Here is a 16,841-nt window from a genome sequence, read left to right as displayed (position 1 = left end):
AACCAGAAACGAAGAAAAAATCGCTGCCTAACCGCTAGGTAGCTCTACTACGTGTCCACGATTTGCGGGCAACCCCAGTCACGTACTTCGGTCCGCGTGCCGGACTGTGAACAAGACCTGCCGCAATCCTCACTTGCCAGAAAGCGCCGGTGTAGTTAGGTAAACTAGAAAGGGTTGACCATTATCCCCGATTAGTACATGGATTGAGACTACTTACGTGTCTGAAGAACCAACCCTGTATCCCGATACGCCCATTGAGGATGTCACCCTCGAGCGCATCGGTGAGATTTTTGACTCCGAAAAGCTCGAGTACCGCGTAGAAGAACAGACCGTCGGCGAAGGTGAAACGGTAAAGATCCTGCGCACCGGCTTTTCCAATATCGCTATTGCCCTGCAGGTGCGTGACGATGTCCTCGTGGCGGACTCCGTCTGGCGCGGTAATGCCCCAGCCTCGGAGGGCCCACAACTGCTCATGGTTCTCAACAAGTGGAACCAACAGCACTTCGCGCCGACCCTGCGCTTTTTTGAATCGTCCGAAAATAATCTGGCCGTCTCCGGCGTGCGCGAAATCAACATTTCCCATGGCCTGTCCCGCAACCAGATCGGTGCCTTCGTGATGTCCACCTTGGACTCCATGCTGCAGTCCATGGCTTTTGTTGAAGAGCACTACCCACAGCTTGTCACCTGGGAGGAGCATAACCATGACTAATGCATCCACCGCATCTACCGAAAACAATTTGCCCGAGGTCGATCTGGACCGCGTCGTTGCTGCCATGGGCACCTTCGATATTGAGCTAACCAAGGTGGAAGGCGAAATCGACGCCGCCACCGCCAACCTCAATGGCCTGCCCACCATGTTTGCGGTCTTGGATTCCGTTATCATCGTGCGCTGCGACGTGCCAACCGATGCCTCGTTCTCCAAGGCCGATGCCGGGCTCTTCCTCGCTGCCAACCAGATCAACTCTGTCGCATTCGGCGCGCGAGCCGTTATTTCTGAGCACGACGATATGCTCGTCGTCCGCACCGAGCGCGATATTCCCGCCGCCGCCGGAATGACCGATGAGCAGCTTACCACCGCTTTGAAGAAGGCCGTCGACGCCGTCATCAACGGCCAGGACGCCATGGTGTCTGCCGCCGAGGAAATGGCCAAGCTCGGATCTGAAACCGCTGCGAAGGCCGGAAACGGCAGCGAGGAAAACTCCACGCCGTCCGACAACGCTTAAGCCGCCTTACCTATGGCCTTCTCCCCCGCACTTGTTTCGCCCCGCCTCGCGCATTCGCGTGCTAGGGCGCGGCGACGGTGCGGGGATTTTTGGGGCGCCTTGCCCTCTTGGGCTCTAGGCGCCGCGGCTAGTGCCTAGTCCGCGTCGAGGATGCGCTGCTTTTCTGCCTCCGGATCGAATTCGGGCGCAGGCCACGACAGGTTCAGGTGCCGCAGTGCATCAACAATGAGGTACTTCAAGGCCATGCGCGCGTATTTCTTATTATCCGTGGGGATAACAAACCACGGCGCCCAAAGCTCATCCGTCCGGCGGATGGCATCCTCATAGGCCGCCATGTATTTATTCCAATAGCCGCGCTCTTCAAGATCTGAAGGATCGTACTTCCAGTACTTATCCTCGCGCTCGGTCCGCTCAATGAGGTTTTCCTTTTGGAACTCCGGCGAGATGTGCAAAAAGACCTTCAAGATCTTTACCCGCTTTCCGGCGAGCTCTTGCTCATACTCACGAATCGCCTCAAAGCGGCGGTCGATCTCTTCCTCATCCACCCACTCGTGCACGCGTTGAATCAGCACGTCTTCGTAGTGGGACCGGTCAAAGGCCACGACTTGCCCAGGAACCGGATCGTGTTTGCGGATGCGCCACAGGAAATCGTGTTTCATTTCCTCTTCCGTCGGCTTGCCAAAACCGACGGTCTTCGTGCCCTGCGGATCAAAGACGGAAAAGACATGGCGAATGGCCCCGCCTTTGCCGGAGGTATCCATTCCTTGCAGGACTACTAAAAGCGAGGGTGCATCATCGGCATGCGCCCTGCCATTAGCAAAAAGGCGCTCCTGCAAATCATAGAGCTCATCGTCATAGTGTTTGAAGCGGTCTTCTAAGTCAGACTTTGAGCCATCGAATCCTGGAGTCGCCGTGGGATCGACATCGGCAAGCTGAAAGGTCTTTCCGGCGCGGAGGTCGAGCGCATCTTTGATCTTAAATTTACCCATGGCAATCATTGTACAAACGCCACGGTTGGGGCCGTGCGAACCGGCTGTCTCCCGCGGCATAGCGCAGCGGGAGACGGGGAACGGTTTGATTTAGGAGTTTTCCTCTTCCGCGTCTGCTTCCGCTTCCGCAGCCGGGGCTGACTCTTCGGGCTCCTCTGACTCCCCTGGCGCCTCTGCGTGCGTCGAAGCCGCAGGGTCCGCATGGGAGTCTTCGGATCCCGCGGCGTCGCTTTCTTCCTCATCGCCGCCGTTATTCATCGGGCTTAGCTCGGAACGAGATTGCGCGACGTCATCCAAGACCGCGTGGATATACGGTGCGGCTTGATCGTGGGAATACTGCGAGGCCAGCTCCACGCCCTCCACGACGGCCGTCGCGGTGGGAACATCCGGATTAAACAATAGCTCCCAGACCGAAAGGCGCAGGATAGCGCGGTCGACGGCGGGGATGCGGTGCAACTCCCAATTCTGGGAAAGGTAACGCGAGATCGTGTCATCGATAGCGTCTAGCTCTTCTGCTACGCCTTGGACGATGACCTTGGTGTAGTCCGCGATGGGCGCTACAGCGTGGCGATCCTCGCGCGCCAAAGCAACGCGATCCTCAACAATGGCGACGGGATCGACGTCCCGGTTCTCCGCTTCATAGAGGATATCCGCTGCGCGCCGGCGCGCCCGGTAGCGCGCGGTATGCCGTTTATGATTGATATCCCGCTTAGCAGTGTTATCAGACAAGATAAGGCCCTAGTTGTTGACGCGGGACAGGTACTCGCCGGTGCGGGTATCGATCTTTAGTACATTGCCGATTTCAATGAACAGCGGGACCTGGATCTCGGCGCCGGTCTCGAGCGTGGCGGGCTTGGTGCCGCCGGAGGAACGGTCACCCTGCAGGCCTGGCTCGGTGTGCTCTACCTTGAGGTCGACGGAGATAGGAAGCTCCGCGAACAATGCCTCATCCTCGTAGAAGGAGACCTGCACGCGCATGTTTTCCAGCAGGAAACGTGCGGCATCGCCGAACTTATCCGGCGAAAGCTCAAACTGCTCGAAGGTCTTTTCATCCATGACGACATAGCTGGTGCCGTCGTTGTACAGGTAGGTCATGTCGCGGCGGTCCACCGTGGCGGTTTCTACCTTGACACCCGAGTTCCAGGTCTTGTCCACGGTCTTTCCGGAGACGACGTCCTTCAGCTTGGTGCGCACGAATGCTGGGCCCTTGCCCGGCTTAACATGCTGAAACTCGGTGATCTGCATCAGCTTGTTGTCAATCTTGAGAACGAGTCCGTTCTTGAAATCAGTAGTATCAGCCATTGCGGTTAAACTCCCGAATATTGTGGTTGAAAGGTTGAAAGCAAAGTATAAGCCTACCGGATAGCCCGCACCCGCAGGCCACCGGTACCCCCTAAAATCTCTTCCCAAGAAAGGGAGGAGCCGCAGGGGCCAAGCCTACCTATGCGGGCAGCTCAGTAAAGTCCTTGGAGGCGGCGGTAATGATCTTCGGGGCTCCATCGGTAATAATCAGCGTATCTTCGATGCGCACGCCGCCCTTGCCCGGCACATACACGCCCGGTTCGATGGTCAGCGTCATCCCTGGCGCCAGCTCGCCCTTACCGGTCGTGGCGGCAAAGGGTGCTTCATGCACGTCCAAGCCCACGCCGTGCCCGGTGGAGTGGACGAAGTAGTCGCCGTATCCGGCATCGGCGATAACGTTGCGGCAGGCGGCGTCGACATCGGAAAGCGACGTGCCCGCTACCGCAGCCTCGACGCCGGCCTGCTGGGCGCGCAGCACCACATCGTAGATCTCCTTGGCAAAGTCGTTTGCCATACCCACGACATAGGTGCGGGTGCAGTCAGAGTTAAATCCGCGCAGGTGAGCGCCAAAATCGATGGTAACCAAGTCCCCATCCTCGATCACGCGATCGTCCGCGCCGTGGTGTGGCATGGCAGAGTTCGGGCCAGAGGCCACGATGGTATCGAAGCTCACTCGCTCGGAACCTAGGATGCGCATGCGGAATTCCAGATCGGCGGCAACTTCGCGTTCCGTGCGACCCGCCCGCAGCTCGCCGGCGGCAAGAAGGTCTTCCAAGGCCTGGTTAGCAAGCGCCGCGATCTCCTCCAGCTTTTCTAGCTCTACCGGATCCTTCGTGATGCGGATGTCCTCGATGATTCCAGAAATCGGCACCAAGGTGACCCCATCCGGTGCGGAATCCTTCAGATCTTCCAGTTCCGACACGGACATGTAGTCGGCTTCGAAGCCGACGCGAACCGGGGTCTCATCCTTGTCGAATTGCTGTAGGAGCACCTTGCCCACAGAACGGCCCTCGACCGCCTCAAGATCCGGAACTTCCTGGGCAATCTGGGTGGTATAGCGGCCATCGGTAGCCATCAACGCGGAGAGATCCTTGCGCAGCAGCATCCCGCCGTTGGAACCGGAAAATCCGGACAGGTACCGGACGTGGATCAAGTGGGTTACCAATACCGCATCAATGCGCTGACCGGCTAATTCGGCGGCTAGCTTCCGGCGGCGGTCACTGAAACGGGTATCTGCAAGTGCCATAAAATCATCCTTTGCGGGAACGTAGTGAAGCTTAAAAATTTATTCTTCCACTATAACTATTTCCGCGGCACAGGTGGCTAGGTTCGATGCCTTCTTTCCATCTGCGCCCGAGGGGCATCGGTCTGGCCGGTGATTATTGGCATAGATAGTCCACCGCGGCGCAGTACCCAAAGACTCCCAAACCGGCGACGACGCCGCGGGCAATGGGGCTCAAATAAGAATGGTGCCTAAACTCCTCCCGGGCGTGCACGTTGGAGATATGCACCTCCACGAAGCCGGCGCCATCGGCAATCTCTGCCAGGGCGTCGCGCAGAGCAACGGAGGTATGCGTCAGCCCACCTGGGTTAATGATGACTGCACTTCCGGCATCGGCGGCCTCGTGGACCTTCTCAATGAGCTCGCCTTCAAAATTCGACTGGAAAAACTCGACCTCTGCCCCGTGCTTCTCGGCACGCTTGGAAACCAGTTCTTCGACATCACTTAGCGTCGTGGAACCATAGACGTCCGGTTGGCGCTTGCCCAACCTATTTAAGTTCGGGCCATTGAGAACAACGATTTTCATATCTACTCCGTAATGGCGGCATACGCCGCTTCTAGTTCTTCGCGCGTGGGGCCCTCTATCCGCGTCGTCGCACCGATTCCGGTCAGCGCCACGAAGCGGATCTTCCCGTCGCGGTTTTTCTTATCGTGGGTCATCGCCTCATATAATTCCGCGAATTTCCCGGGTTGATACGCCGTAGGCAGGCCGATATTGGTCAGGATGCTGCGGTGCAATTCCACGAGTTCCGCATCTATCAGGCCTCGCTGGTGGGAAAGGTGGGCAATGAACATCATGCCTACGGCTACCGCATTGCCGTGGCGCCACGCATAGTTTTCTTGCCTTTCTATGGCGTGGCCAAAGGTATGCCCATAATTAAGGGTCTCGCGCAGCCCGGCTTCCTTGAGGTCTTCTCCCACCACCGCTGCCTTCACCGCGATGGAACGCTCAATCAATTCCGGCAGGACACCGCGTGGGTCAAGGCAAGCACCTGGATTTTCCACGTAGCGTTCCACGATGACCGGATCATGAATGAACCCGGTCTTAATGATCTCTGCGGAACCAGCCACGATTTCTGCCTGTGGGAGGGTGTCTAGGCGTTCCAGATCGACGAATACAGAATCCGGCTCGTGGAAGGCGCCGACGAGGTTCTTCCCGACCTTCGTATTGATTCCGGTTTTCCCGCCCACCGCGGCATCAACCATGGCGAGAAGGGTCGTAGGAACCTGAATGACCTTAATGCCGCGCATCCATCCGGCGGCGACAAAGCCTGCCATATCCGTAGTTGCCCCGCCGCCTACACCGATGACGACATCGCTGCGGCTAAAACCCGCCTCACCAAGGCGGTCCCACACGTTTCCCACCACGCTCAGTTGCTTGGCCGCCTCAGCATCCGGCACCTCGCACAAGACGGGGGTGACGCCCTGCGCTTCTACGGATTTCGCGAGTTCTTCTGCGGCGGTACGCAGGGCAGGCTGGAAGATGACCGCCGCCTTATCGGCACCCGTGTCCGCACAACGCCGCGCGATATCTTCGCTAAGACCCGCTCCGATGCGGACCTCATACGGGCTCGGTCCGTTAACGGCGATGGTGAGCATTGGACTGTCCTTTCTACGCAGCGATAACCTGCAGGGATGCGGGTGGGGTTCCCGGCTAGAGGGTTTCTAAAAAGCCCAGGATATCGCCCACGACCTGCTGCGGGGAGCGAGTATCCGTGCGTACGCGAAAATCGGCCACCTCAAGATAGAAAGGCCTGCGCGTTTCCACGATTGACCGGTAATGTTCAACCGGGTTATCCGCCGCCAGCACCGGGCGATTGCGGTCGCCGGCCGTGCGGCGCGCGCCTTCTTCTGCGGAAATATCGAGGAAGACGACGGTGTGGCGCTCCAGAAGCTCGCGCGTGGAGGCCGTCATCACCGCGCCGCCGCCCAGGCTTACTACCCCACCCTTCTGCAAGGCTTCAGCGACATGTTCGGCCTCGAGCTCGCGAAACGCCGGTTCGCCTTTCTCACTAAAGACCTCGCCGCAGGGTTTTCCCTCGGCCATTTCAATTAGGTGATCCGAATCCACCAGATCGCAATTCAGCGCATGCGAAAGCCGGCGGCCAATCGTGGACTTTCCCGCCCCGGGCGGGCCAATCAAAACGACGCAAGGATGTGGCTGTCCCGTTACATCGGTTGGCGTTGTCATCATTTACTCCTGGTTAAAGGCGAGTCGCTGCGAAACGTATTCTTCATATGCAGCAATGGCACGGCAGGTCTCGCTCAAGCTATCCCCGCCAAATTTATCTAAAACTGCGCGCGCTAGCACGAGTGAGACCATGGCCTCAGCCACAACTCCTGCTGCCGGAACGGCGCAAACATCTGAGCGCTGGTGAATTGCGGTGGCATCGGCACCGGTTTCCATATCGATCGTCTGCAAGGCGCGCGGCACCGTGGAAATCGGTTTCATAGCGGCGCGGACCCGCAATTGCTGCCCGTTAGTCATGCCGCCTTCCAAGCCGCCGGCCCGGTTGCTCAGGCGAGTTACGCCATCCTCGGTGCGGACCATCTCATCGTGGGCTTCGGAGCCGCGTCGACGCGCTTCATCGAAGCCATCGCCGATTTCTACGCCCTTGATGGCCTGAATACCCATCAATGCTCCAGCCAGCTGTGCGTCCAAGCGGTCATCGCCCGAGATGTGTGAGCCGAGGCCAATGGGGAGGCCATCGACGATTACCTCGACGATGCCGCCCAAGGTATCTCCCTGCTTCTTTGCGGCTTCGATCTCTGAAATCATCGAAGATTCGGCATCCTTACCAAAGGCGCGCACCGGAGAGTTATCGATGTCCTCGATATCCGCAAAACTGGGGGAAGGACCGGCATAGGGCTGCGATGCGCCGATAGAAATCACGTGGGAAAAGACCTCAACGCCCAACGTTTCCCGCAGGAAGTTCCGCGCTACGGTCGCGGCGGCAACCCGCGCAGCGGTCTCGCGCGCAGAAGAACGCTCCAAGATGGGTCGGGCCTCGCTGTGGTTATATTTCACCATGCCCGCAAAATCGGCGTGGCCTGGGCGCGGACGCTGCAAGGGCGCACCTCGGCCCGAATTCATCGCCTTTGCTACGTCCTCATCCTCCATATCGATGGGATCTGCGGACATGACGGTGGTCCATTTCGGCCATTCAGTATTGCCGATCATGATGGCAATCGGGCTACCAATCGTCAGCCCATGGCGGACGCCGCCGAGCAGCGTAACCTCATCGGCCTCGAACTTCATGCGCGCACCGCGGCCATATCCTAGGCGGCGCCGCGCCAGCTGATGAGAAATCTCAGCACGGGTAATGGGTACTCCGGCCGGCATGTGCTCCACCATGGAGATAAGTGCCTGGCCGTGGGATTCACCAGCGGTAGTCCAACGAAGCATGCGGGTATTATCGCACGGCACCTATGCACACGGAGCAACTAGGCACCCCAATATATTCGCCTCACCCCTCAAAGAGGGGATACGCGGCCATAACCAGCCCAGCCGATAGCACCATCGAGGGCCCGTGGGGCACACCGCCCTTGGCCCGCGCGATGCCGCTTGCGAGCAGCGTGAGTACAGCGGAACCGCCGCAGGCGATAATAACCCCCAGTGGGCCTGCCGTGGCACTAACGAGCATGCCCAGCGGCAGGGCCAATTTAATATCTCCCCCGCCGATGCCGGCGCCACAAAGCGCCACTAGGAGGTATAGCAATGGCCAGGCTAACCCACCCCAAGTGGCAAAGGTGACCGATAACACCCCAACGGGGATGGTCAGTGCATCGGGCAAGCGCCGCTCGCGAATATCCCACCAGCACAAGGCGGCTGCCCACAGGCCATAAAGTATTCCCCCGAAAATCCCCATGGCATAAGGCTAAGCGCCGCTTTGCCACTCTTCATGGCAAGGCGGCGCACATGGGCGTATCCCCAGCGTGCTTAGAGGTTGCGCAGGCGAAGCTCTTCCTGCAGGGCCGCGACCATTTCTTCGCGCGGTGCGGAAAGCCCGGTGAATTGCTCAAATTGGCTAAACGCTTGATGCGCCAGCATGACGTGCCCACCCACGGTGAAGTAGCCATTCGCGGCGGCGCAGGCGGCGAGCGTCGTAGGCCACGGGTGATAGATCACATCGAGCACTGGGGCGTGGGCAAGCTGGAAGCGATAATCCTCCAACGCAGCCGAAGGCACGGTGGAAATAATCAAATCCGCGGAGCGGGAAAGGTCCTCGAGGTCATCGTCAAAGGTTGCATACTGCAAATTGAGCCCGAGCCGCTCGGCCAAGGGCTGCAGCTCCGCTTGGCGGTTGGAACGGTTCAAGATGGTGACCTGATCGATCCCGCGTTCTGCCAGCGCCCACAGCGCCGGGCGGGAGGTTCCGCCCGCGCCGATGATAAGCGCCTGGGAGACTGGGCGGAGCCCAATGAGTTCTTGCAGGGCGCCGCGCACGCCCTCGGTATCGGTATTATCCGCGCGCCACCCATGTTCGGTGCGCACCAAGGTATTGGCGGACCCGATAAGCCGTGCCCTATCACTTTGTTCCTCTGCTACCTCGAGCGCGGCGAACTTACCGGGCATGGTCACGGAAAAGCCGCGGTACTCGGGGCCGCATTCTTCCAAGAATGGGGCAAGGGTATCGGCCGTCACCTCAAAGCGGGTATAGGACCACTCCTTGAGCCCCACTGCGGTATACCCCGCGTTGTGCAGGATAGGCGATAACGAGTGTGCGATGGGGCTACCGAGTACTGCGGCGCGCGGCATGGAGAGCGTCTACCTTTCTGGCTGCGGCCTAGTGCCTACTCAGCCGGTTGGTCCGAGGCGGCATCGCCGTTGCCGGCTCCTGCTCCCTCACCCTCGCGCTGAGAGTCAAGGACGCCGGAGCGGATAGCATCGTCCACACGGTCCAGGTGCTCATCGTAGGTATCGGAGAACACGGTGGTGCCGTCCTTATCCACGGTGACGAAGAACTTCCAGTTACCATCGGCAGGTTCTTCCATCGCGCGGATTGCCTCATCAGAAGGCGAGGAAATCGGGGTATCCGGAAGGCCTTCCTTAGCGTAGGTATTCCACGGAGTCTTCTCACCACGCGCCTCATCGGTGGTGGCCAGCTCGACATCCTCCAGACCGTAGTTCACGGTGGAGTCGAACTCGAGGCGCATGGGCTCGTCCAAGCGGTTCAGGATAACGCGGGCTACCTTGTCGAATTCGCCGGCGGGTGCCTCACGCTCCACCAAGGAGGCAGAGGTCAAAAGCTCGTACGGCGAAAGCCCAATGGCCTTGGCGCGGTTTTCGATATCGGTTTCCTCATAACGCTTGGCAGAGCGGGTAATGAGATCCTTCAGGATGTCCTTGGCGCTCATATTCGGGTCCAGAACGTACTGGCCAGGGGCAATAAGGCCCTCAATACGCTTCGGGTCATTGCCGCGTTTCTTAATGGCATCCAGTGCCCAATCCGGTGCGCCGAGCTCCTTAGGATCGGTTTCTGCCGCCGCCTTTTCCAGCTCTTCCTTCTCCAAGCAATTGCCGTCATCGCAGCTGACTTGGGAAATCAAGGAGTAGATACCGAAGCGCACGTCACCGCCGACGACCTTGACGTCCTCCAAGGTCGCACCGCCTTGAACCTCAAGCATGTCCACGCGGTTGTTTTCATCAAGCAACGCCTCTACCGCATTCGCCGCGCTCATTTCTTCTTGCAGCCGGTAGAAGCCAGGTTGAATCTGGCTGGCGCTGTGGTTCATCGATGCCGCGGAGTCGAATGCCTCTTGGGTCTTGACCACATTCTTTTCCACGAGCGTGGGTCCCAGCTCGGACATGGAGGATCCTTCGGGGACCTCCACCAATTGCGTGGTGCCGTTTCCGGCCCCTTCGTAGTCGGCCGAAGAAGTGCCGATGCGTACTCCGATGTAGATCAGAGCTCCTAGAATGACGATGACGGATGCGACCACCACGGCGATGCCGCGCTGGCGCCGCTTGACGTACTTATCATCCATCGATCGCCCGAGGCGTTGTTGGTTACGGCTCACGTGTTTAGTCTCCTGAGTTTGAAGGCTGGGCTACTGCATCATCCGAGCGGAGCGCGTTAGCACGCCCATCCAGCCAGGACTGTAGTATTTCCACCGCTGCAGCTTGGTCAATGATTTTTCTGCCCTTCTTTTCGGACACGCCGGACGCGCGCAGCGCGGTGGTTGCCGCTACCGTCGTCAAACGTTCATCAGCCAAGCGTACTGGTGGTGGAACTTTATCTATATTTTCATCTTGATTCAAGCGGCGTCGAATCCGAAACGCAATTTCTTTCGCGTGTTTTACACTTTTTGACCCATTTCCGTGTAAATCACGCGGCAAACCAACAATGACTTCTACCGCGGAATATGCCTCAATAAGCTCGAGAATTCGATCAATGTCTTCTTGATCGCGGTCTTTGAAGCCGGTCTTCCTGGGAACGGTTTCCACAGGGGTAGCGAGGGTGGCCTCGCGGTTGGATGCCGCGACGCCAATTCGCACTGTGCCCACGTCGAGTGCTAATCGGCGGCCCTCGCCTGGGTCATCCACTCCGGGGGAATCTGGTTCAACCTTTGCCACAATGAATCCTTATCGCGACTGCAACAGATCCTTGACGGCCTCAAAGCCCCGCTGCGCACCTTCCGGCGCGGTACCAGAGCCCTGCGCCATGTCTGGCTTGCCGCCGCCGCGGCCGTTGACGTATTCGCCAAGGCGCTTGACGATGTCCCCAGCTTTCACGCCCTCGTCCACCGCCTTGCCCGTAGCGGCGGCAATGAACGGGAACTTGCCCTTATCCACCGCGCCGAGCACGATGACCGCGGCCGTATCCTTCATGCGGTTGCGGATATCGGTGGCCACGGTCCGCAGGTCGCCGCCCGAGGTGCCATCGGGAAGCTGGAGCGTAATGGTCTTGATGCCATTGACCTCGGTAGCCGAGTCGATGATTTCAGAGGCGCGCGCGGTCAGTTGCGCCTTGCGCAGGCCCTCAATTTCCTTTTCGGCCGCCTTGAGCCGCTCCGAAAGCTGCGAAATCCGCTCCGGAAGTTCCTCAGACTGCACCTTTAGCTCGCGGGATACGCCCTCTACCAGCGCGGTTTCCTTGGAGTAGTACCGGAAGGCATCCATGCCGGAGTAGGCCTCAATGCGGCGGGCGCCGGAGCCCACCGAGGACTCGCCAAGCACGGAAACCAGTCCAATTTCTGCCGAGGAACCCACGTGGGTACCGCCGCAGAGCTCGATGGAAAATGGTCCGCCGATTTCCACCACGCGCACCTGGTTGCCGTAGTTTTCACCGAACAGGGCCATGGCGCCCATCGCCTTGGCCTCTTCCAGCGAGGTCTCAATGGTGTTGACGGCCATATTGGAATCGATCGCCTGGTTGGTAATAAGCGCGATTTCTTCCATTTGTTCCTGGCTCAACTGCTCGGTGTAGTTGAAGTCAAAGCGCAGGTAGCCCGGGCGGTTCAGGGAGCCCGCCTGCACTGCGGTGGGTCCCAGCACCTGCCGCAGGGCCGCGTGGATGAGGTGGGTAGCCGAGTGGGCCTGGGTCGCACCGTGGCGCCACTTCTCATCTACGGAAGCCTCAACGGACATGCCCAGGTCGAGCCCACCGGCGGTAACGGAAGCCTTGTGTACCCACAGCTTCTTGCCAATCTTCTGGACGTCATTGACCTCCAAGAGGGATTCGCCCGCGGAAATGCGGCCGCGGTCAGCCATCTGTCCACCGGACTCAGCGTAGAGCGGCGAGTGGTCCAAAATGACCTCAACCTCATCGCCCTCGTGTACCTCGTTGACCTTTTGGCCATCTTTGACCAGCCCGATGACGTTGGCACCCGAGACCAGTTCCTCATAGCCGGTGAATACGGTGGGGTTATTATCCACCCAGTCGCGGTACAAGGAGAGGTCGGTGTGACCGTGCTTCTTGGCCTGGTTATCGGCCTTGGCGCGGCGGCGCTGCTCGCCCATGGCGGCATTAAAGCCGTCCATGTCCACGTCAAGGCCGGCCTCTTGCGCCATTTCCAGGGTGAGGTCGATGGGGAAACCGTAGGTATCGTGCAGCTCGAAGGCCTTGTCACCGGAGAGCACCTTTTGGGTCTTGGCGCGGTGGGTGGAGCGCAGGTCCTCCACGGCTTCATCGAAAAGCTTGGTGCCAGACTCCAGCGTCTTCAAAAACGCCTTTTCCTCGTTGATGGCCACGCGCAGGATTCGCTCGCGGTTATCCGCAATCTCTGGATAGGACGGGGTCATGGTATCCATGACGGTATTCATGAAGCGCTCCATGGTAGCGCCCTCGGCACCCAGCAGCTTTGCTGAGCGAATGATGCGGCGCAGCAAGCGGCGCAGGATATAGCCCCTACCCTCGTTTCCTGGGGTAACACCATCCAAGATGAGCATCATGCCGGTGCGGGAGTGGTCAGCCACCACGCGGAAGCGGATATTTTCCTGCTGCGTTGCCTTCTCGCCGTAGGTGGCGCCGGTAAGCTCCTCGGCGACGTCAATGACCGGGCGCAGCAGGTCGGTCTCGTAAACGTTGTCTACACCCTGCAAGAGGCAGGCGACGCGCTCGATGCCCAAGCCGGTATCGATGTTTTTCTTCGGCAGCTCGCCGACGATCTCAAAATCGCCCTTTCCGGTTCCCTCGCCGCGCTCATTTTGCATGAACACGAGGTTCCAGATCTCCATGTAACGGTTATCGTCCGCAATCGGGCCGCCGTCCTTGCCGTATTCGGGGCCGCGATCGTAATAGATTTCCGAGCAGGGGCCACACGGCCCCGGCACGCCCATGGACCAGTAGTTATCTTCCATGCCTAGGCGCTGGATGCGCTCTTCTGGCACGCCGATCTTATCGCGCCAGATTTCCGCTGCCTCATCATCATCGAGGTACACGGTGACCCACAGGCGCTCCGGATCCAGGCCAAACCCGCCGTCTTCTACGTCTTTGGTCAGCAGGTTCCATGCATTGGAAATGGCGCCTTCCTTGAAATACTGACCAAAGGAGAAGTTGCCCGCCATTTGGAAGAAGGTGTTGTGGCGGGTGGTAATGCCCACCTCCTCGATATCCAAGGTGCGCACGCACTTCTGGATAGAGGTGGCAAGGCCTTGCGAAAATGGTGGGGTCTGCTGGCCCAAGAAATAGGGCTTGAAGGGCACCATGCCCGCGTTAACGAAAAGCAGGTTAGGGTCATCCAGGATCAAAGAGGCGCTGGGGACAACCTCGTGACCAGAATTGACGAAGTGCTGGGTAAACCGTTCCCGGATCTCATGAGTCTTCACGAGCAATAATCCTAACTGTCTAAGCTTTTATCTTCCATCAAGAAGCTTTCTAACCCACCCAACTTTACCTACAGGTAGGCAGGCTGTGCCCATCGGTGGGGCCAAAACCGGTCGAGCCGGTTCGCACTTAGCGGCGCTTGCCGCGAAGTATCCTGCGCAAACGGCCAATATAGTCAAAGATTCGCTTTTCCGCACCGTGCTCGGTGGGCTCATAATATACGGTGCCCTCGAGCTCATCGGGCAGGTATTGCTGCTCCACTACCCCGCGCGGGTCATCGTGGGGATAGGAATACCCCGTGGCATTTCCCAGCCGCTTGGCGCCCTCATAGTGCCCATCACGCAGGTGCGGCGGCACGTGGCCCACCTTGCCGGCCGCGACATCGGCCTGCGCCTTAGTAATAGCAGCGATGACGGACGGAGATTTCGGCGCCGTCGCCAAGTGAATCGTTGCCTGCGCCAGTGGGATGCGCGCTTCTGGCAAGCCGATCAGTTGCGCCGCCTCTGCAGCGGCAACGGCGACTTGCAAGGCGGTGGGATCTGCCATGCCAATATCTTCTGAGGCGTGAACCATCAGGCGGCGGGCGATAAACCGGGGATCTTCGCCGGCTTCCACCATGCGCGCTAGGTAGTGCAGCGCGGCATCGACATCGGAGCCGCGGATGGACTTGATGAACGCAGAAGTCACGTCGTAGTGCTGATCGCCGTCACGGTCATAGCGCACCACCGCCCGATTCACGTTATCCGTAATCGTGGCCGCGGTGATCTCGCCGCCATCGTCGACTGCTTCCGCGGCCGCCTCGAGGTAGGTCAGGCTGCGCCGGGCATCGCCACCAGAGAGCACGACAAGCTGGTTGAGCGCCTCATCAGTAATGCTTAGCTCGCGCTCGCCTAGCCCCCGATCGCTGTCTAACGCGCGGCGGGCTACGCCCTTAAGATCCTCCTCGCTCAGCGAGTGCAACTGCAAAAGCAGCGAGCGGGAAAGAAGCGGCGAGACGACCGAGAAGGATGGGTTTTCGGTCGTCGCTGCAACCAGCAGGACCGTCCGGTTTTCAACCGCCGCCAGCAAGGCGTCTTGTTGGGTTTTGGAGAAACGGTGCACCTCATCGATGAAAAGGACCGTTCGGCGGCCGTGGATGAGTTCCTGCCGGGCGTGGGTAATGACTTCGCGCACCTGCTTCACCCCTGAGTCAAGGGCGGAGAGGCCGACGAAGTTTTGGCCCATCTGGCTGGCTATCAGCGAGGCAATCGTCGTCTTGCCAGTACCCGGCGGCCCATACAAAATGACCGAAGCCTCGCCGGACCCCTCGACCAAGCGGCGCAGCGGCTTGCCGGGGGCAAGGAGGTGGTCCTGGCCCACGACCTCTTCTAGAGTCTGTGGGCGCATGCGAGCGGCCAAGGGCGAACCGGAGTGCGTGGCAAAGAGATTGGCTGTGGGAAAAGACGATGGCGAGCCTTCGCCGCCCATAGTGCCACCGGCATTGGGAGAGGCGCCGAAGAGAGAATCCTGGCTCATGTGGTTTTAGCTCCCCAGAAAGGTGTAGTGATTATTCGTCGTGGACGCGGCGGGCAACGATGGTGCCAAACTCCGCGATGGACGTGCACGGTGCGGTCCCGCATTGGGCGGCGTAGCGCGCGAGCGCGTCAAAGGTTTCGTACAAATCTTGGCGCACCAATAGCTCGTCCTCATTAAAAGGGCCGCTTTCCGGCGGGCGCAGGATCGAACGCTTTGGGTCATGGACAATCTCCGCGTCACCGCTAGCAAGGGCAACCAGTCCCTCAATTCCGCCAGCGTGCATCGTGGTCACGCTCGACAAGGCCCAGCCAATGAGGGAAGCGACGATAAGCCCGTGCAGTTCGTCTTCGTCGGCAAAGCGCGGCCACACCTCAGATACCTCGCGCGACCATGCGGCGAGGAATATATCTGCTTCCTTATCCGTAATTGGCTTAGAAAACAGGAACTGCGGGAAGCCCGCGATAACGCACGCGACGTCAAAGCCCACGTTCCTAAAACCGGCCCATTCATAGTCCAAGAAGTGCAGGCGCTTGGAGACGATGATGTTATCCGGCGATAAATCGAAGGGAGTAAAGGCCCTATCCTTGCCGGAGGCGAGGGATTCAGCGGCTTGATCGGCTAAACTGCGGAAGCTTTCGGGGGCTTCAAGCCCCGCCTCATCAAGCAGGCTCAGCCCGATGCCGATGGAGCGATACAGGGACTGATCGCGCACAGATTGGTGATCGGCGTATTCCGGGTTATGCCGCAAGGTGCGGTTGAGCAGGGTCTCGAAATCCTGCTCATGATCCGCGGTGCCTACGTGGATATGCCCCAATGCCGTGCCCAAGGAGCGCAGGATCCGAATGCGATCCTCATCGCCGGATTCTAAGAGCACATCCGCAAGGGTCTCGGCCTCCCCCAAATCCGTCAGGACGATGATGCGCCGGTCTAAATCATGCGCAAGCAGCACCGGCCCTGGGCGCACGTCTTCTGCTAAGGCGGTGGTGAATTGATAGGCCACGACCTCGCGCAGCATTGCCGCGTCATCCACGCCGTAGCCGGTGACCGGATTGTATTTGATGACCACAGAGCGATGCGGCAAAAAGGCGCTAGGGGCAACCTTCGCGCGCAGGACTAAAGCATTGCCGGATCCGCCTAGATCCTCAATGTCTGACATTTCCGGCGTGCCACCAAAGCGGCGCGACAACATTTCCGATGCGGCACCAATGACCTCATCGGCCGAAAGCACTGTCTGTGTATCAACCATAGTTCTATCCAGTAT

At 59.3% G+C, this 16,841-nt stretch carries 17 protein-coding genes; 2 read left to right on the top strand and 15 right to left on the bottom strand.

The window, feature by feature from the left end; genetic code table 11:
* Nucleotides 1-217 precede the first annotated feature (217 nt).
* Together QP908_RS01280 and QP908_RS01275 are read left to right on the top strand one after the other, a co-directional pair.
* Nucleotides 218-709, top strand: a complete 492-nt coding sequence (locus QP908_RS01280) for a YbjN domain-containing protein (RefSeq protein ID WP_005283185.1) — start codon at nt 218-220, stop codon at nt 707-709.
* Nucleotides 702-1,223 carry a YbjN domain-containing protein gene (locus QP908_RS01275; RefSeq protein ID WP_284771495.1) on the top strand — a complete coding sequence of 174 codons (522 nt, stop codon included), beginning with the start codon at nt 702-704 and terminating at the stop codon, nt 1,221-1,223. Before QP908_RS01280 ends, QP908_RS01275 begins: the two co-directional genes overlap by 8 nt.
* A gap of 134 nt (nt 1,224-1,357) precedes the next feature.
* Here QP908_RS01275 and QP908_RS01270 read toward each other — a convergent pair whose 3' ends face one another.
* The 15 genes from QP908_RS01270 to QP908_RS01200 all read right to left on the bottom strand — a co-directional run bounded on the left by QP908_RS01270 (nt 1,358) and on the right by QP908_RS01200 (nt 16,826).
* Nucleotides 1,358-2,212, bottom strand: coding sequence for a PPK2 family polyphosphate kinase (locus QP908_RS01270; RefSeq protein WP_284771494.1), 855 nt, complete (start codon nt 2,210-2,212; stop codon nt 1,358-1,360).
* 90 nt (nt 2,213-2,302) lie between these two features.
* Complete coding sequence (gene nusB, locus QP908_RS01265) at nt 2,303-2,941, bottom strand: transcription antitermination factor NusB (RefSeq protein WP_284771493.1); 639 nt, start codon at nt 2,939-2,941, stop codon at nt 2,303-2,305.
* Between the two features lie 9 nt (nt 2,942-2,950).
* The gene (gene efp, locus QP908_RS01260; RefSeq protein WP_023017433.1) at nt 2,951-3,514 is read right to left on the bottom strand and encodes an elongation factor P; all 564 of its coding nucleotides are present in this window, start codon (nt 3,512-3,514) and stop codon (nt 2,951-2,953) included.
* 139 nt (nt 3,515-3,653) lie between these two features.
* The gene (locus tag QP908_RS01255; RefSeq protein ID WP_284771492.1) at nt 3,654-4,760 is read right to left on the bottom strand and encodes an aminopeptidase P family protein; all 1,107 of its coding nucleotides are present in this window, start codon (nt 4,758-4,760) and stop codon (nt 3,654-3,656) included.
* 133 nt (nt 4,761-4,893) lie between these two features.
* Nucleotides 4,894-5,322, bottom strand: a complete 429-nt coding sequence (aroQ, locus tag QP908_RS01250) for a type II 3-dehydroquinate dehydratase (RefSeq protein ID WP_284771491.1) — start codon at nt 5,320-5,322, stop codon at nt 4,894-4,896.
* Between the two features lie 2 nt (nt 5,323-5,324).
* A complete protein-coding gene (gene aroB / locus QP908_RS01245; protein ID WP_284771490.1) occupies nt 5,325-6,395 on the bottom strand; it encodes a 3-dehydroquinate synthase in 1,071 nt (356 codons plus the stop codon).
* Nucleotides 6,396-6,450: 55 nt separating this feature from the next.
* Entirely contained in the window at nt 6,451-6,990 is a 540-nt protein-coding gene (locus QP908_RS01240; protein ID WP_278724120.1) for a shikimate kinase, read from the bottom strand.
* The gene (gene aroC / locus QP908_RS01235; protein ID WP_284771489.1) at nt 6,991-8,202 is read right to left on the bottom strand and encodes a chorismate synthase; all 1,212 of its coding nucleotides are present in this window, start codon (nt 8,200-8,202) and stop codon (nt 6,991-6,993) included. It abuts the gene before it with no gap.
* A 61-nt stretch (nt 8,203-8,263) separates the two neighbouring features.
* Nucleotides 8,264-8,665, bottom strand: a complete 402-nt coding sequence (locus tag QP908_RS01230; protein ID WP_284771488.1) for a prepilin peptidase — start codon at nt 8,663-8,665, stop codon at nt 8,264-8,266.
* A 71-nt stretch (nt 8,666-8,736) separates the two neighbouring features.
* On the bottom strand, nt 8,737-9,555 hold the full coding sequence (locus QP908_RS01225; RefSeq protein WP_284771487.1) for a shikimate dehydrogenase: 819 nt from the start codon (nt 9,553-9,555) through the stop codon (nt 8,737-8,739).
* A gap of 35 nt (nt 9,556-9,590) precedes the next feature.
* The gene (mltG, locus tag QP908_RS01220) at nt 9,591-10,784 is read right to left on the bottom strand and encodes an endolytic transglycosylase MltG (protein ID WP_284771499.1); all 1,194 of its coding nucleotides are present in this window, start codon (nt 10,782-10,784) and stop codon (nt 9,591-9,593) included.
* Nucleotides 10,785-10,821: 37 nt separating this feature from the next.
* Nucleotides 10,822-11,373, bottom strand: coding sequence for a Holliday junction resolvase RuvX (ruvX, locus tag QP908_RS01215; protein WP_284771486.1), 552 nt, complete (start codon nt 11,371-11,373; stop codon nt 10,822-10,824).
* 9 nt (nt 11,374-11,382) lie between these two features.
* Nucleotides 11,383-14,067 carry an alanine--tRNA ligase gene (gene alaS / locus QP908_RS01210; protein ID WP_284771485.1) on the bottom strand — a complete coding sequence of 895 codons (2,685 nt, stop codon included), beginning with the start codon at nt 14,065-14,067 and terminating at the stop codon, nt 11,383-11,385.
* A gap of 127 nt (nt 14,068-14,194) precedes the next feature.
* Nucleotides 14,195-15,580, bottom strand: coding sequence for a replication-associated recombination protein A (locus QP908_RS01205; protein ID WP_284771484.1), 1,386 nt, complete (start codon nt 15,578-15,580; stop codon nt 14,195-14,197).
* A 31-nt stretch (nt 15,581-15,611) separates the two neighbouring features.
* Nucleotides 15,612-16,826, bottom strand: a complete 1,215-nt coding sequence (locus tag QP908_RS01200) for a phosphotransferase family protein (RefSeq protein ID WP_005279032.1) — start codon at nt 16,824-16,826, stop codon at nt 15,612-15,614.
* Nucleotides 16,827-16,841: the final 15 nt, after the last annotated feature.

Source organism: Corynebacterium sp. MSK204, from assembly GCF_030229885.1.
GTDB lineage: Bacteria > Actinomycetota > Actinomycetes > Mycobacteriales > Mycobacteriaceae > Corynebacterium.
Note: the sequence above shows the minus strand (reverse complement) of the source record. Positions and strands in the feature narration are given on the sequence as shown.